General features: G+C 68.0%; 15 protein-coding genes and 1 tRNA gene. 5 read left to right on the forward strand and 11 right to left on the reverse strand.

Going from position 1 to position 16,388, the window contains the following annotated elements:
* Window positions 1-110: 110 nt before the first annotated feature.
* Window positions 111-184, reverse strand: a tRNA-Ile gene (locus KA248_05590).
* Window positions 185-341: 157 nt separating this feature from the next.
* Between KA248_05590 and KA248_05595 the strand changes: the two genes are divergently transcribed.
* Window positions 342-1,037 carry a methyltransferase domain-containing protein gene (locus tag KA248_05595; GenBank protein ID MBP7829370.1) on the forward strand — a complete coding sequence of 232 codons (696 nt, stop codon included), beginning with the start codon at window positions 342-344 and terminating at the stop codon, window positions 1,035-1,037.
* Here the strand turns inward: KA248_05595 and KA248_05600 are convergent.
* Entirely contained in the window at window positions 1,034-1,615 is a 582-nt protein-coding gene (locus KA248_05600) for a PAS domain-containing protein (protein MBP7829371.1), read from the reverse strand. The two genes, KA248_05595 and KA248_05600, sit on opposite strands and share 4 nt — an antisense overlap.
* 100 nt (window positions 1,616-1,715) lie before the next feature.
* Here KA248_05600 and KA248_05605 point away from each other — a divergent pair, with 100 nt between their 5' ends.
* Both KA248_05605 and KA248_05610 read left to right on the forward strand, forming a co-directional pair.
* Window positions 1,716-5,339, forward strand: coding sequence for a VCBS repeat-containing protein (locus KA248_05605; GenBank protein ID MBP7829372.1), 3,624 nt, complete (start codon window positions 1,716-1,718; stop codon window positions 5,337-5,339).
* 144 nt (window positions 5,340-5,483) lie between these two features.
* Complete coding sequence (locus KA248_05610; protein MBP7829373.1) at window positions 5,484-5,801, forward strand: hypothetical protein; 318 nt, start codon at window positions 5,484-5,486, stop codon at window positions 5,799-5,801.
* Window positions 5,802-5,808: 7 nt separating this feature from the next.
* Here KA248_05610 and KA248_05615 read toward each other — a convergent pair whose 3' ends face one another.
* The 8 genes from KA248_05615 to KA248_05650 all read right to left on the reverse strand — a co-directional run bounded on the left by KA248_05615 (window position 5,809) and on the right by KA248_05650 (window position 12,374).
* Window positions 5,809-6,111 carry a lipid-A-disaccharide synthase N-terminal domain-containing protein gene (locus tag KA248_05615; protein MBP7829374.1) on the reverse strand — a complete coding sequence of 101 codons (303 nt, stop codon included), beginning with the start codon at window positions 6,109-6,111 and terminating at the stop codon, window positions 5,809-5,811.
* Between the two features lie 49 nt (window positions 6,112-6,160).
* Window positions 6,161-7,765 (reverse strand): glycosyltransferase family 39 protein, encoded by a 1,605-nt coding sequence (locus KA248_05620; GenBank protein ID MBP7829375.1) that lies wholly within the window; start codon window positions 7,763-7,765, stop codon window positions 6,161-6,163.
* Window positions 7,766-7,770: 5 nt separating this feature from the next.
* Window positions 7,771-8,154, reverse strand: coding sequence for a hypothetical protein (locus KA248_05625; protein ID MBP7829376.1), 384 nt, complete (start codon window positions 8,152-8,154; stop codon window positions 7,771-7,773).
* Entirely contained in the window at window positions 8,151-8,972 is an 822-nt protein-coding gene (locus tag KA248_05630) for a DUF2279 domain-containing protein (protein MBP7829377.1), read from the reverse strand. Before KA248_05630 ends, KA248_05625 begins: the two co-directional genes overlap by 4 nt.
* 173 nt (window positions 8,973-9,145) lie before the next feature.
* On the reverse strand, window positions 9,146-10,006 hold the full coding sequence (locus tag KA248_05635) for an NAD(P)H-binding protein (protein ID MBP7829378.1): 861 nt from the start codon (window positions 10,004-10,006) through the stop codon (window positions 9,146-9,148).
* Between the two features lie 13 nt (window positions 10,007-10,019).
* Window positions 10,020-10,649, reverse strand: a complete 630-nt coding sequence (locus tag KA248_05640) for a hypothetical protein (GenBank protein ID MBP7829379.1) — start codon at window positions 10,647-10,649, stop codon at window positions 10,020-10,022.
* A complete protein-coding gene (locus KA248_05645) occupies window positions 10,646-11,353 on the reverse strand; it encodes a methyltransferase domain-containing protein (GenBank protein ID MBP7829380.1) in 708 nt (235 codons plus the stop codon). The genes KA248_05640 and KA248_05645 overlap by 4 nt, the downstream gene beginning before the upstream one ends.
* Window positions 11,346-12,374, reverse strand: coding sequence for a hypothetical protein (locus KA248_05650; protein ID MBP7829381.1), 1,029 nt, complete (start codon window positions 12,372-12,374; stop codon window positions 11,346-11,348). Before KA248_05650 ends, KA248_05645 begins: the two co-directional genes overlap by 8 nt.
* 71 nt (window positions 12,375-12,445) lie before the next feature.
* Here KA248_05650 and KA248_05655 point away from each other — a divergent pair, with 71 nt between their 5' ends.
* Window positions 12,446-13,168, forward strand: a complete 723-nt coding sequence (locus KA248_05655; GenBank protein MBP7829382.1) for a response regulator transcription factor — start codon at window positions 12,446-12,448, stop codon at window positions 13,166-13,168.
* On the forward strand, window positions 13,165-14,211 hold the full coding sequence (locus KA248_05660) for a HAMP domain-containing protein (GenBank protein ID MBP7829383.1): 1,047 nt from the start codon (window positions 13,165-13,167) through the stop codon (window positions 14,209-14,211). Before KA248_05655 ends, KA248_05660 begins: the two co-directional genes overlap by 4 nt.
* Here KA248_05660 and KA248_05665 read toward each other — a convergent pair.
* Window positions 14,203-15,993: a Na/Pi cotransporter family protein gene (locus KA248_05665; protein MBP7829384.1), complete on the reverse strand. Its 1,791-nt coding sequence runs from the start codon at window positions 15,991-15,993 to the stop codon at window positions 14,203-14,205. The genes KA248_05660 and KA248_05665 overlap by 9 nt on opposite strands.
* Window positions 15,994-16,388: the final 395 nt, after the last annotated feature.

The raw sequence follows: 16,388 nt of genomic DNA on the forward strand, positions 1-16,388 counted from the left end.
GAGCGGCGGAACTACAGGACCGACGTCGCGGGAGCTCCGCCCTCCATCTTCGTATCGGTCTTTGGAGGAGCGAACTCCGCGAGCCCGCCCCATAGCAGGATCACGCCGGGTGGGCCCAGTAGGACTCGAACCTACGACCAGAGGATTATGAGTCCCCTGCTCTGACCAACTGAGCTATGGGCCCATCCGGCGCGACAAGCTTGGACTTTACGCCTCAACGCGGTGCGGCGGCCAGAGGATTATTCGCGCCACCGGAGGAGGTAAACATGGGAGGCGGGGCGCCCCCGCCTCCAGTGCTCACGGCTGGACGTTGCACCGTGTCGTCCCTACGATGCGCCCCCATGCCCGACCACGAGGAAATCTATCGCCGGCACGCCGCCGAATACGAGGAACTGGTGTCCCGGGAGGATTACCAGGGGAACCTCCTGCCGGCGCTGGAAAAGATCGTCCCGTTCCGCGGCCTGGACGTGGTGGATTTCGGCGCGGGAACCGGCCGCCTGACCGGCCTGCTGGCGCCGCTCGTGAAATCCATCCGGGCCTACGATCTTTCGGCCCACATGCTCGAAGTGGCGGTCGCCCGGCTGCGCGGGATGGGCTTGAAGAACTGGAGCGTGGCCGCGGCGGACTCGCGTTGTGTCCCGGCCGAAACCGCGTCGGCCGATGTCGCGATCGCGGGCTGGAGCCTCTGCTACATCGCGACGAAGAATCCGGAACCGGAACTGCGCCGCGCGCTGGCGGAGATGGAACGCGTGCGGCAGCCGGGCGGAACCGTGATCCTCATCGAGACCCTCGGGACCGGCTTCACGGAGCCGCATCCACCGGACAAGCTGGCCACCTATTTCTCGCACCTTACTAAAAAGGGATTCCAACAAGCCTGGATCCGGACCGACTACCGGTTCCGGGACCGCGCCGAGGGCGAGCGGCTGGCCCGGTTTTTCTTCGGCAACGAGACCGCGTCGAAGATCGTCGAGGATGGGCGCGGCGTTATCCTGCCCGAATGCACGGGGCTCTGGTGGCGGCACGGGCGGAGGATCTAGGCCTTGAATTCCGCGTAGTGCTTCGCCATGCAGTCGGGGCAGATGCTGTGCGAGAAGTCGGCGTCGGTCCGGTCCTTGACGTAGACCTCGACTTCTTCCCAGGCGCCGGACTTGTTCCGGATCTTTTTGCAGTGGCCGCAGATGGGCAGGATGCCCTCGAGCCGGCGGACCTGCGCCTGCAATTCCTTGACCAGGTTTCGATGCCGAAGCACCTCGGTCAGGTCGCGCAGTTCCTCGACGACGGCCACGATCTCGCCCTGCTCGTTGCGCAGCGGCGAGGCCAGGATTTCCTCCCACACCGCCGTTCCGTCGGCCCGCGGGTGCCGATGCACGGCGCGTACGAAGCGGCCTGTTTCGAACACCTCGCGCACGGGACAGTCCAATCCGTTTTCGGAGCACGGATGCGTCAGGCCGTGCGCCACCTGGTGACAGGGACAGTCAAGTAAAGCCGCCGCATCCTTGCCGAAGGCCTTCTGCGCCGCGGCATTCGAATCCACGATCCGCATCCGCCGGTCAATGACGATGATCGGCTCCTGCACGGCGTTGATGATACCCGGGTAATAGGTGGCCTTCTTCATTATCAATACCTTACGCCCTTTTTCCGGAATTGCCGGACGGGCCGATATTTTTTTTCTCACCGCCTAGCCGCTCCGGGGCCGTCGGTGTATCTTGTTCGCCATGAAACGGTTGACGGCCTTCATCGCCACCCTGCTGGCCGGGAACGCGGCCTGGGCGGAGCTGAATTTCCAGGAGGTGATCCTGGACGACACCTACTTCGCCTACGAGCGCGACGTCGGCGACGTCAACGGCGACGGGCTCAACGACGTGATCGGCGTCCAGGAGGGCCAGACCAGCATCCAGGTGTTCATGGCCCCGGACTGGGCGCGCACCGTGCTCGTTTCCATCACCGGCACGTACACCTATCCCCGCGCGGACGATTTCAAGGTCGCGGACCTGGACAACGACGACGACCTCGACGTGATCACGCGGCTCGGCGACAGCCCATCCTCCGACGGGGCCGGCATCGCCGTCTGGTACGAGAATCTCGGCGGCGGCTCCAACTGGACCCAGCGTCTCATCGGCAACAGCCTCGAGTACGTCAAGGATATCGTCGTCGCGGATTTCGACCGCGACGATCTCAAGGACGTCGCGATGCGCATGGACAGCCGGACCCAGCTCTGGCTGCAGGAGGCGGGCGGGACGTGGACCGAGGTGCTGATCAGCCATGCCGCGCACGAGGGCATGGAGGCCGGCGACCTGGACAACGACGGCGATCCGGACATCATCCTGAACGGATTCTGGTTCCCCACGCCGAACTCCCCCGCCGCCTGCCGCGTCGCGGCGTACTACACGAACAAGACCGTGGATGCCGCCTGGTTCACGCAGACCGGCGACTGGACGGCCAACTCGTGCAAGGTGGTCGTGGGCGACTTCAACGGCGACGGCTCGAACGACGTCGCCTTCTCCCAGTCCGAGCGCGCGGGCTACGCGGTGACGTGGTACCGCTCGCCCACCCCGCTTGTGGACGGCACGTGGACGGGTCGCGCGGTGGTCACGGTGGATTACTGCCACAACCTGCAGGCCGCGGACTGGGACCTCGACGGCGACGACGATCTGCTCGTCGGCGGCATGGCCAGTTCCACGCATCGCGGGCTGAAGCTGATGCTCAACGACGGCGCGGGCCTGGCGTGGAGCGAGCACGTCATCCAGTCCGACGGCAGCTACAGCGCGGAGATGGGCGACATCGACAACGACGGCGACCCGGACATCGTCGGCATCTACAACTGGGACTCGGCCCCGACCTGGATCTACCGCAACAACGCCGGCGGCCCGCCGAGCCTGGACTTCTGGTATTACATCGAGGCGGGCGCCGACCACGTCCGCACGTTCGGCCTCGACGCAGCGGACGCGGACGGCGACGGCGACCTGGACCTCGTCAGCGGGCCGTACTTCTACCGGAATCCCGGCGGCGCGATGACCGGCGCGTGGACGCGCCCGACGGCCTTCAGCGGCGGGCACCTGTTCATGGCCGCGGACGTGGACGGCGACGACCGGGCCGACCTGCTGGGCCTGCAGGACAACGCGGGCGGCAGCCGGATCGATCTCTACTGGATCGAGGCCACGGACGCGGGCGCGACGGGCTGGGCGGCGCCGGTCCTGTTCGGCGACGTGCCGCGCAGCGACCACGCCGAGGGCTTCCAGGGCTACCGGCTCGCGCAGGTCGTCGCCGGCGGCCGCGAGGAGATCGTGCTCTCAACCATGCAGGGCGTGTACACCTTCGAAATTCCGGCCTCGCCCGGCGCGGGCTCCTGGCCGCGCACCCTCGTCTGCGCGAACGATTCCGACGAGGGCATCGGCGTCGCGGACCTGGACGGCGACACGGATCTCGACGTCGCCTTCACCAGCGGCGGCGGCAAGACGGTTCTGTGGGCGCGGAATCCCGGCGACGGGTCGGGGAACTGGCCCGTGTTCACCATCGGCTCGTTCGCGGAGGCCGACTGGCCCGACCGCTGCGCGATCGCGGACCTCAACGGGGACGGCCGGCCGGACATCGTCGCCACGGAAGAGAACTCCGGCGCGGCAGCGGACGCCTTGGCCTGCTGGTGGGAGCAGCCCGCCGCCGGCCCGACCAACGCCGGCTGGACGCGCCGCACGATCGCGACGCAATACACGATGAACAGCCTGGACGCCGCGGACTTCGACCGGGACGGCGACATGGACCTGTCCCTCGCCGAGCACCGCGGCACGGAAAAGATCCAGTTGTGGGAAAATGACGGCGCGGGCGCGTTCACCGTCCACGAGGTCGGCTCCGGCCGCGAGAGCCATCTCGGCGCGCGGGCCTTCGATCTCGATGCCGACGGCGACCCGGACCTCGTCAGCATCGCCTACGACGACTACACAAAGCTGCACGTCTGGCGGAACGACTCGCCCTCCGGCGAGCCGACCGTCGCCCGGCCCGTGATCGCGCCGAACGGCGGCGTGTTCGACGAGCCGCTTTCCATCACGCTCACCTGCGCCACCGCCGGCGCGGAGATCTGGTACACGGCGGACGGCTCGACGCCGACGAACCAGCCCGGCCCGTCGGTTCTCTATTCCAACGCGCTGGCGGTGACGACCTCCGTGACGCTCAAGGCGCGCGGATTCAAGGTCGATTACGCGCCCAGCGCGGTGGCCTCGGCAGCGTTCTTCGGGCCGCAGGCGCTGGCCCCGACAATCGCGCCGCCCGGCGGCTCGTTCATGGGCACGCAGGCCGTGACCCTTGCCTGCGCGACGACGGGCGTGGTGATCCGGCACACGCTCGACGGCTCCGACCCGGACGAATCGGACGCGGCCTACGGCGGGGCGATCGAGCTGACGAATTCCGCGACCGTCAAGGCGCGGGCGTTCCGCGGCGGGCTGACGCCGAGCGCGGTCGCGGAGGCGTCGTTCGTCCTGCTGCAATTCGGCGCGGTGGCGCACTGGCGGCTGGACGAACGGTTCGGGACGATTGCCGCGGACTCCAGCGGGAGCGGCCACACGGGCCTGGTCTCCGGCGCGGCGTGGACGGCGGGGACAAAGGACAATGCCCTGTCCTTCGACGGCGCGGACGACCGGGTCAACGCGGGCGCGTGGGACATCGCGGGCACGGCGCTGACGATCTGCGCGTGGGTCAAGCTGGACCCGGCGCTCGCGGAGACCGACGCGCGGCTCGTGTCCAAGGCCGTCGGCGGCGCGGAGCAGGACCATTATTGGATGCTGTCCCTGACCACGGTCGGCGCGGACCGCCGCCTTCGCGCGCGGCTGAAGGCCGGCGGGAGCACCACGACGCTGATCGCGTCGAGCGGGAACCTCGCGCTGGATGCCTGGCACCACGCGGCGATGACGTACAATGGCAGCACGCTGCGCCTGTTCCTGGACGGCGCGGAGGTCGGCAGCGCGGCCAAGACCGGCGAACTGACCGCCGGCCCGGCGGTCGAAATCTGGCTCGGGGCCAATCCGCCGAATGCCTATTCACCGCTGCGGGGCCTACTGGACGACGTCCGCATCTACAACGTCGCGCTCGACGCGGCGGCGATCCAGGCGGTCATGAGCGAGACCCCGTCGGGGCCCGCGCCGGAATTACAGGGCGTCGGCGCCGATCCGGCCGACTGGACGATCCGGGTGCAGGGCGAAGCGGGACATTATTACATCCTGCAGCGCACGCTCGAGCTCGCGCCTCCGGAGTGGATCAATCTCTCGACCAGCGCGGCGACGGAGCCGGTGCTCCAGATTCCCGCGACGGGCGACGCGCCCCGGGCGTACTTCCGGGTGCGGAAGGATTAACCACGGAGGGGCTTTACCTGCGTAGGGGCTTCGCTTGCGAAGCCTCGTTGAATTAAATGCCCATTCCGGGCGCCGGCAAGCGGCGCCCCTACATTCGTGCATTCCACTGTTTCCTTGTGCTATCGTTCTTCCATGAACCTGCCCGTGGAACAGAATGCGCGCGCGCCGCTGGCCCGGCGGCTGAACCGCGCGTTCGGGCCGATCCTGGCGGGGATCGTCATCGACCTCGTGGACCTGGCCACGTTCGGGCCGATCGGGCTGGTCCTCGGGATCCCGCTCGGCGGCGCGGCGGGGTACTGGATGGGCACGGCGCTCGGACTGGAGCGGAAGCACGCCTGGCTCTGCGCGCTGGCCGCGGGGATCTATTGCACGATCCCCTTCACGGAGGTCCTCCCCCTCGCCACGCTCGTCGGCGCCTTCGTGCGGTTCCGGGAAGGCGGGAAAGAAGCGACGGGGGACTAACCTGTCCCTACCCCGCGGCGGGGCCCGCGGCCGCGGCCTTGTGACGCCGGATCAGCATGAGATTCCGGACATAGACGAACACCCCGACCAGTTGGCCGAGGATAATCACCTGATCCTTCCGCCACAGCGCGTAGAACAACAGCAGCGCCCCGCCGCCGATGGAGAGATACCAGAAAACAACGGGCACGGTGGACTGCCCCTTGCGCTCGGAGGCGATCCACTGCACCAGGAAACGGGAAAAGAAAAGCGCCTGGCCCAGGTAGCCCAGGATCACCATGGGGTGGGACAGCTCGGCGATGAATGATTTCATGTTGTATTCTCCGTGACCGGGATTGAGTTTTACAGATATCCGCGCCGCGTCAAGCGCCCGCGGGCCCGGCATCGTAGTCGTATTGAATCAGTTCCTTGCCGCCTGTTTTGAACGGGCGGGCGGTTCCCGGGACGCGCAGGTTCTGGTGGACCGCGTCCCAGTCCTTCTCCAGGAAGACGGCTATGCCGCGCCCCTCGCGGCGCATGGCGGCCTCGAGTTCCTCGACGGACCGGCACACGCGCCCGGGCCGCCGGGCATAGTAGGCGAAAATTTCCCCGTTGTACTGGTAGATCAGCAGGGGATGGCCCGGCGGGATTTTCGCCTGCGCCTCGTGGACCAGGATTGTTGGGGTCTTGAGTGGGTTAATAGCAGGATAAATCCATGTTCCGACGCCCCACTGGACGAGGAACATGGTCGCGGCGATCGCGTAGAACACGCGGAGGGAAATCCCGCGCCGGCGCAGTTCCGCGATCATCCAGGCCGCGCCGCCCAGGGCCGCGAGGCCCACGGGCCAGAGGGAAGCCGCCGGGATGGGAAGTCGCGGGAAAAGGCCGGCGGCCAGGCAACCGATGCCGGCGACCAGGTACACGCCCAGGAAGGCGTAGACGCCGAACTTGATCCATCCCCCGGGCGAGCGCGCCATGTCCGCCCACGCGCCGCCCAGAAGAATCGCCACAGCGGGAAACGCTCCCAGGATATAGATGTGACGCTTGCTGTGGCTCAACGTGAAGAAGACGATCACGAACAGGATCCAGCCGGCGAGTCGACGGCGGGATCCCCGGGTCTCGGGGTCGCGGGCCACGGCCAGGCACGCGGCCGGAAGGAGCAAGGTCCACGGGAACAGGTCCGCGGGCAAGGTGGCCAGGAAATAGTACCAGGGCTGCTCGTGGCCCAGTTCGCCGGCAGCGCGCGCGATGTTCTGCTGGTAGAGCACGGCGCGGAAGTATCCCTCCGGCGCACCCTGCCACCAGACCAGGCCCAGCCAGGCCGCCGGGAAAGTCAGGGTGATCAGCGGACCCCACAGCCAGTGCCATTTCTTCAGGCATCGCCCCTCTCCGGCCGCCCAGCGCAGGGCCGCGTAGGCGCCGGCAGGGACGAAAAACCCGACGGGCCCCTTCGCCAGGATAGCCAGGCCCATGCAGGCATAGGCCAGGGCCGGCCGCCAGAGGCCCGGGGCGTCGTCGTTGCGGACCAGCAGGTAGATCGCCGCGGTAGTCAGGCCCAGCAGAAGGCCGTCGATCCGGCCGAACCCGATTTCATGCCAGAAGAGGTAGTTCGTGCACAGCACCAGCACGGCGGGCCAGGCGGCCGCCGGGCCGCGCCAGCGTTCGGCCAGGCGCGCGACCATCCAGAGCGTCGCCAGGCCCGCGAGGAAGCCGGGCAGGCGCGAGGTCACGCGGCCAATGGGCAGGCCGGTGAGCCGGGAAAACGCGTTGTTCAGCCAGAAGAGCAGCGGGGGCTTGTCCACGTAGACCTCGCCGTTCCGGTGCGGGACCAGCCAGTGGCCGCCGGCGCGCATCTCGTCCGCGACATACGCGTAGCGCACCTCGTCCGGCGTCCACAGGTCGCGGCGGACCATCTCGCCGACCCAGAGGAAGGCGGCGACAAGAAGTAGGTGGACGAAGGCGGGACGGGTCATGACAGGATCTTTCATGCGTGTTACTCGGCCCCGAGTACGATCAGGCTGCCCACCACGCCCCCGAGAAAATCGAAGACGAGGTCCTTCCCGCTGAAGTATTTCCCCAGCGGCTTTTCATCCACCCATTCCTTGACCGCACCCAGGCCCGTGGCGGTTCCCACGCCGATGAAGAAGGTTTGCGCATCCGACCGGCCGTTGTGTTCAGCGGCGGCGGCCGCCGCCGCGCCCATCAGGCCGAAGCTGATGAAATGCCCGGCCTTGTCGGGCGCGATCCAATGGTCCTTGGGGTGCTGAAACGTCATGCACCCGGAGCCATAGATCGCCAGGAACAGCAGGGTGAAAAAGACGAGCAGGCGGCGGATCGGCCGCCCCGGCTGGCAAACTGGAGGGGCGTCGTACATCACCGGTCCATGTTGTAACTCGTTGAAAGCTCGGTCCAGGGCGGCTGGTAGAACTCCAGGAAAGTCGCCGTCTTGCGCCACCCGGTCTTCCGCACCAGGTCCGACAGGTTCAAGGCGATCCCGGCGTACAGGACGCGGTGCGGATCGCCGTAGTGGCACCAATCCTGCGGTTCGTAGCCTCGCGTGTAGTACCCGGCATGGAATTCGAGATACTTCAGCCAGGTCGAGGACAGGGCCTCCACCCCGCGGCCCTTGAAGGCCAGCAGATACGTGAAGCCGGAGTAGTCGCTGATGTAATCCGTGGTATGGCCGTTGAGGGAGCCCCAGGACGGGAAGTACGAAACCCGGAAATCCACCAACCCCCGCAGGGCCGGATGCTCCCGCCGCAGATATCCCCACAGGGCGCCCACCGCGTCCGCCGCGAGGTCTTCCAGGGAAAAGCCGTGGTTGCTGAAGGCATCCCCGAACTCGATCATGAAAAACGTGGCGAAGCCGGACAGGGCTCCGAGCCGAGAGGCCACGTGGCGGTCGTAGCCCCACTTCTCGTATACCGCGCCGTAGCTCATGGTGCCCACATACGTGCTGAACGCGTGGCCCAGCTTGTCGGCCCCGCCGTGGATGCTGTCCTGCTGAAACCAGCCCTCGTTGACGAACTGAAATGCGTGCCCGCCGTATCCCCAGAAGAGCAGGCCGTACAGGGCCATCCCGCCGATGACGGCCGTGTTGAGCAGTTCCACCTTCTTTTCCTTGGGCCATTGCGACCACCGGCCCGGGCCGGTCCACGGCCGCCTCGGCCGGGCCAGGCTCGGGATGAGCCGCAACGCCCGTTCCGGGCATTCCGGTCGCCCCCAGGAGCAGGAACACCAGGCCCCGTTTCCAGGGCCGCAGGCTGTGAAGAAGACGCGTCATCCATGCAGGCTAAACCACGCCGATTCCGAAGACCAGCGTAGGACAGCACACCCGGCGCCCGCCATGGCGTAATTCTTAAGATTTCTTAAGCCTGGGCGCGGCCGTCCGCGCCTTGCAGGTACTCGCGCAGCGTCACGCGGCCGCGCGGCGGCGAACACACGTCGCGCGTGGACATGAACAACAGCAGCCGCCCCATGGCATGGTGCCGCGGGGAGAAAGGCCGAAGCACGGCCAGCGTCGCCCGGCAAACCCCCGCCGGTACGCGGACGATCCGCGGCGGCCGGTTCTGCACCTCGAAGCAGGTACGGCAGATATCCAGCCAGCTCAAGTGCTCCGGGCCGCCCGCCTCGACGACCTCATAGATCACCGTTTCCATATCGGCCAACATGATGGCCGCCAGGTCTACGACGTGGATGGGCGTGCTTTTTTCCACGCCGCGCCCGATGACGAACAGCGGTCCGCGCGCGGCCATCTTTTTCATCTCCGCCAGGTCGGAGAAAAAGCCGCCCGACCGGAAGATCACCCACGGCACCGCGGACGCGCGCAGGGCCGTCTCGAACCGGTGCTTCGCGGCCAGCAACGGCGCCTCCCGGCGCCCCTCCGGCGTGCCCGCGGGCGAGATGAAGCCGAACTTGCCGACGCGGCTCTTCTCGGCCTCGCGCAGCAGGTTCAGGTTTCCGCGAAAATCCACGTCGTCGTGCGTCAGGCGGCCCTTGAGCCGGGTGATGCCGACGCATGAGATCACCCGGTCAAACCCGTCGCAGACACCCCGAAGCGTCTCGGGCCGGGTGACGTCCGCCTCCCGGATTTCGAGGAGCGGATGATCGAGCCCGGCCAGTTCCCGGCGGGAAAGGACCAGCGCACGGACCTCGTTGCCCCGCGCCAGGGCCTGGCGCACGAGTTCCTTCCCGAGCACACCGCCCGCCCCGGCAATCAGCATCTTCATTCCCAGCCTCCGTTCAGGGCAGGTACTCGATCCGCCATTCCGTGGACGGCAGGGCCAGCGACACGGACTTCCAGTCGCCCTTCCGGTCGCCGTCCTCCTCCTCGGCCAGCACGCCGCGGCAGAAGATCCGGTAGCCGCGGCAGCGGTCGAGCCCGGTCGCCTCCAGGAACGCCTCGGTGCGGACCATGATGCTGACCACCGATTCGAGCCGGCCGTCCGTGAGCACGGGATAGCGCATGGCGATCAGGCGCGGCTGCATGATGTTGCCGTGCGCGGGCTCGCTCAACTGCGGCGCCGGCGCCTTGCGCATCAGGTCCCAGAAGTAGTCCAGTTGCTCGACCTTCTTCAGGTCGAAACCGCGCGCCAGGAAATCGCGCTTGTTATAGACCTCGCGGATCACGAAGTCCGTGTCGATCAGCGTGCCGCCGAAGAAGCCCTCCGTGTTCTTCGCGAGGGGCTTCATGACCTGGCGCAACGTGTCCACCGTGGGCTTCTGGTCGGCCACGGCCTTCAGCCCGGCGAAGAGGCCGGCAAAGTACTTCTCCGCCGCGGCGCCGATCGGATCGGACGGCGGGGTTGGCGTGGCGCCCAGGCGCGACGCGGCCAGCAGGACCACAACCAGCGGAACCAGGTATCTCCTCATCTTGCTTTCTCCTTTGCGGTTTCGGGTTTGCGAAGCTCGAACAGGCTCAAGTAGCCGGAATGCCGCGAGGCGATGCGCCAGTGCCCGCGGAACGGGCCGGCGTCCAGCGCGTCGCGCAGGCGGCCGGCGATGTTCTCCTTGATTTGCGGCTGGCGGAACAGCCAGTAGCCCGAGTACGCGCACAGGCTCCCGAACCAGGAGTACGGGACGTCCACGTCCAGGATGGCGGCCAGCCCGCCCGGCCGCAGGACCCGCCACAGCTCGGTCAGCGCTCGGCATTTCAAGCCGTAGTCCAGGTGATGGAAGAAGAACGTCGAGATCGCGCGGTCGAATGCCGCGTCGGCATGGGGCAGTTCCTCCGCCAGGGCCGCGTCGAATTCGAGCCCCTCGCGGCCGCCCGTCTTGCGCCGGGCCACGGCGATCATCGCCTCGGCCGCGTCCAACCCGACCACCCGGCGATCCGGCCCCGCCGGGATCGCGGCATGAAGCTGGCGCGTCAGCACGCCGGTGCCGCAGCCCACGTCCAGCGCCGCCAGCGGACGATCGAGGCGCAGGCGCTCCAGCACGCGCCGATGGAGCCGCGCTTCCGTCCCGAGCGTCATCAGCGGGGCCAGCCAGTCGTACCACGGCGCGGCGTGGTCCAGCGTGACGCCGGCCGTGCGCCGGGCGACCGCGGAGCGCGGGTGCAATTTCTTTCTACGCATACGGAATGCCCTCCAGGTCCAGGACGGCCAGCATCGAGCGGGCCATCGATTCCGCCTGGGCGCCGCCGAAGCCGAGCCCGGCCTCGCCCAGCGTCCGAAGGCCGTCGCGCATCAGGCCCAGCCCGCGCCGGGCGGCCGGCAGCGCGGCGTGCGGAACGCGCAGGTACAGCCGGTCGTATACGTCGCGCGCCGCGCCGCGCAGGTGGTCGAGCGCGGCGGGATCGGAGTGCGCGAGAACGGAAAGGACATAGTTGTGCCGGCCCTCGAGCAGGTCGCGGGCCATGTCGCGCACGTCGTCGAGCAACTGGCAACCCAGCCCGAACTGCATGAGCGCGTCCTTCAGGCCCTGCCGCCGGGCCGCGGCCAGGTCCGCCTCCAGGAGGTCCGGGCCCGTGAACGCGACGTTGAACAACAGCCCCGTCTTGAGCCGGTGGATCACCTGGAGCACGTACTCGGGGTCGGGGCGTTCGCGAATGCCGCCCTCCTCCGTCGCCTCCTGCGCCGCGCTGGGCAGCAGCCGGCGCAGCGATGCCCGCGCCAGGAGCGCGCCCTGCTCCGGCGCGATCAACCCCGACGCGGCCGCCTCGGCCAGCATTTCCGCGAGGACCCGGTCGGCGGCCATCACGACGACCACCTGCCGCATGACACGCGAAGAGCCCGGCATCTCCAGCGGCACGACGACCTTGTCCTCGTCGTCCAGCAGGTTGTCGGCGGAGGTCACCCAGATGCGGAAGAGGTGGATCAGCCGCCCGTACAGCATCCGGCGCGGCGCCTCGATGCCGAGGAGGTGGTACGCGGAGTGGAACAGGGTCGAGAACAGGTTCTTCCGCCAGGCATAAAACGAGGAGGGCACGGCGCCGGGCCGCACGGCGTACTCTGCGGGCGTGCCGTCCGGCGAGGCCAGGTACGGCGCCAGCCGCGCGTAGACCTCGCGGATGCACTCCTGCTGCTCGCGCAGCGAGCGGCGCAGGATGCGGCCGGTCTCGAACAGTTTTTCCCAGGTGCGAAGCATGGTGTTCATGTCCAGGTTGGACAACACTCTCCGCCGGATGTCGCTGGCATTCCACCGGATTTGCCTTAAGATTGCTTAAGATGGAGCGTGAGAAATCCAGCGCCGAACCCGCGCCGGCCGGCCTGCTCGTGATCGAGGACGATCCACGGGTGGCCGGCAGCCTGGCGCGGGGCTTGCGCGAGGCCGGGTTTGAAGTGCGCATCGCGGGACGCCTGGCCGAGGCGAGCGCGGCCATGGCCGCCGCCCCGCCCGCCCTGCTGGTGCTGGACCTGTCCCTCCCGGACGGCGACGGCCTGCAGTGGCTCCGGCGATGCCGCCGCGAAGGCCACCGCCAGCCCGTGATCATCCTGACCGCACGCGACGCCGTCGCGGATCGCGTGACCGGGCTGGAGGAGGGCGCGGACGACTACCTCGCCAAGCCCTTCTCGTTCGCCGAACTGCTGGCCCGCATCCGGGCGAGGCTGCGCAGCGCGGCGCGGGAGGCGCCCGCCGACATCCTGCGCGTGGCGGACCTGGAAGTGGACCGCCGGCACCGCGAGGTGCGGCGCGCCGGGCGCCTGGTGGAACTGACCGCGCGGGAGTTCGACATGCTGGCCTGCCTGGCCCAGTGGGCCGGGCATCCCGTGTCCCGGGACATGCTCGCGCGGGACGTCTGGAAGGTCAACCGGCGCCTGACGCCGTTGGACAATGTCATCGACGTCCACCTGTCCCATCTCCGCGAGAAGATCGACCGGGGCCGCGAGGAGAAGCTGATCCGCACCGTGCGCGGCGTCGGCTTTGTGCTGGCGGGGGGCGCGCCGTGAAACTGCGCCTGCGCAGCCGGGTGTTCCTCTATCTCCTCGGGCTGCTCTTCTTCTTCATCGCCGCCCAGGCCGTCATCTACGCGATCGTCGAATACATCGGCTGGCGGAACAACCCGGGCGAGGCGTTGAGCGAAGGCATGCACGAGGTCCTGAAGGCCACGAGCCTGGACCTGTTCCTGCTTCTCCCGCTGGTCCTGCTGGCCTGGTGGATATCGGGCTGGGTCATCGCCCCGGTGCGGACGATCGCCGCGACGGCGGACCGCATCCGGGCCGGCCGGTTTTCCGAGCGCATCGAAACGGATCTCATGCCCGACGACGAGATGCACAACCTGGCGGACACGATCAACGCCGCGTTCAACCGCTACGAGGCCGTGGTGCAGCGCCTGCGCCGGTTCAGCGGCGACGCCTCGCACCAGCTGCGCACCCCGATCGCCGCGATCCGCAGCCTGGGCGAGGTGGCCCTGACCCAGCCGCGCGACCCCGGCCACTACCGGGATACCGTCGAGACCATGCTGGCCGAATTGGAGCGCCTTACCCGGATCGTGGACCAGTTGCTGCAGCTCTCGCGGCTCGAGTCCGGCGCCCTGCGCGCGCAGTTCGCGCCGGTCGACCTTGCCGACACCGCCGAAAAAGTGAAGGGCATCTACCTGCCGCTCTGCCAGGAGCGGGGCGTCGCCCTCGAAGTCCGCGTCGAGCCGGGATTGCGCACCACGGGCAGCGAGGAACTCCTGGTGGAACTGCTCGGCAACCTGCTGGACAACGCCATCCGCCACAGTCCGCCGGGCGGAACGATCCAGCTGAAGACCGGCCGGCGGGATTCTCATGCCGTGCTGGCGGTCCAGGATGACGGCCCGGGCATCCCCACGGAATTTGCCGCCCGCATCTTCGACCGGTTCACGAGCGTGCCCAGCGGCCGGCCGGGCCAGGCCGGCCTCGGACTGGCGCTGGCCGCGGACATCGCCGCCGTCCACGGCGGGCGGTTGTCCCTGGTCAATCCCGGCGCGCCGCGCGCCCTGTTTGAATGCGTCCTGCCGCTACGGTAGCGGCGTCTTGTTATCCGGCAGGGCGGGTTCGTTATCGTCCAGCCAATCGGACCGCCGGAGCTGGGCCAGGTACGAATCCGCGTCCACCTGGGGCGGCGGAGTATAGGGCGCGGCGGGCTGGGCCACCCGGTCGAGCTTGGTCCGCTTGACGCGGAAGTCCGGCTGGCGCTCGGCGAAGGCGATGGACTTGGCGTGGCGCACGAGACGGTCGAGATCGGCGATGTAGCGGTTCAGGTAATAGCCGCCCAGGGGGGTGATGGTTTTTTCCTCGGCCGCCCCGGCGAAGTCCGCCTTGGCGTCCATGCTCATGATCATGTAGCGATCGCGGGCCTGGAGAATCGTGAGCGCGCGGCCCTGGAAGTCGTCCAGGTCCGGGTCCAGCGACTGTTCCGTCAAGACCAGGACCTGCTTGGCGGCGCAGAAGAGATCGAACCACACGCGGAACAGCGGTTCGGGCACGATGGCCTCCGGGTGCTTCAGGCGCTCGATGGAGATGTCCCCCAGGGCGGTCAGGTGGTCGCCGATGCGCTCCAGGTCTTTCATGCACCGCCCCAGGTGCTGCAGAAACAGCGTCTGGCGGCGGGACAGGTAGCGGCTCGTGAGGTGGCCCAGGTAATGATACATGGCCTGCTTCACCTCGTTGATGACCTCCTCGTCGGCGTACAGGCGGCGCAGGCTGGCGCGGCAGCCCTTGAGCATGACCGTGCCGTTGGTATCCATGCAGCGCACGCACAGGTGGGCCATGCGGCGAAGCTCCCGGATGGCGGCGCACAGGGCCTGTTCGGGTTTATCCAGCAGGTCGGCATCCAGGTGGCTGGGTTCCGGGGGCGGTTCGCGCGACGGCCACAGCACCCGGAGCAGGCCCGCGACCGGCCTGCTGGCCGGCAGCACGAGCAGCGCGGCGGCCGTCATCACGAAGAGATGGAGATTGGCGGTCTGGCGCGACAGGTCGGACGAACTCCACAGCATCAGCGCGCGCACGGCGGGATACGCGAGCAGCGCCAGCACCACGTTGAACAGGTTGAACACCAGGTGTCCCAGGGCCGAGCGCCGGGCCTCGACGTTCATCGCCGCGCTGGCCGTCAGCGCCACGATGCACGTCCCGATGTGCGCGCCCAGCACGATGGGGAAGACCTGCTCGAACTGGGTGAACACGCCGGCGGTGATCAGGGCAAAGCACAGGCCGATCACCGCCCCGCTGCTGGTAACCAGCGCCGTCAGCAGCGCCGAGAGGCCCACCCCGTACAGGCGCCCGCTCCAGGTCTCTCCGTGGATGCGCGCCAGCCAGGGCGCCAGCATGTCCTTGTGGGGGGCGATGGCCTCGCTGATCGTCGTCATGCCCAGGAACAGCAGCCCGAAGCCCAGCAGGGCGCGGCCCGACTCCCGTACGCGGGAGCCCGGCGCGGCCGCGCTCACGATGAACCCGATGCCGATCGCCATCCAGGAGTAGTGTCCGATGTGGAAGGAAATCAACTGCATCGAAAGCGCCGTGCCGACGTTGGCCCCGAGCATGGGCGGTACGGACTCCGCCAGGCCCATCAGGCCGGCGTTGACGAAGCCGGCGATCATGGTGGTTGCCGCGCCGCTGTGGGCCAGGAAGCCCACCAGCGTCCCGAGCACCAAGCCCTGCACGCGGCGGCGCGCGGTGCGCCCCAGGATCACGCGCAGCGCCTCGCCCGCGGCCGCCCTCAAGCCCTGGGTCATCACGTGCATGCCGAAGATAAACAGGCTCATGCCGCCGATGACCCGGAACGCCAGTAACATCCAATCCTGCCCGCTCATGTCCGCTCCTTGGTCAGAAAGGAAACAAGCCCTACACCCCGTGGCCGGGCAATTCAACATGCTTTTGAGCCCGGGCATAAGGGGAAAGGAGAGACACCGCCTGCGAAGCCTCCGCGCCGCTCCGCGATCCCTCCGCATTACTTCCACACCTTGCAAGGTGTGGAACTTTCACACGCACTTCAAATGTTATCTATTATGCGTATTAGCAGCATGATACAAAATACAAGATTTCACACGTTGCAAGGTGTGGAAGTTGTTCATGGACATTTCGTGAGATTGTTTATTCCTCGCGGCGGCGAGTTGCGGCTCGTTAGAGGCTTGCCTTCCACGTGCGGAGCCTCTCCGCTTCACGGAGAATACGACAAGGAGGACGAGCGTCCACGCGAGTCGAAGGG

The organism is Kiritimatiellia bacterium (assembly GCA_018001225.1).
Lineage (GTDB): Bacteria > Verrucomicrobiota > Kiritimatiellia > CAIQIC01 > JAGNIJ01 > JAGNIJ01.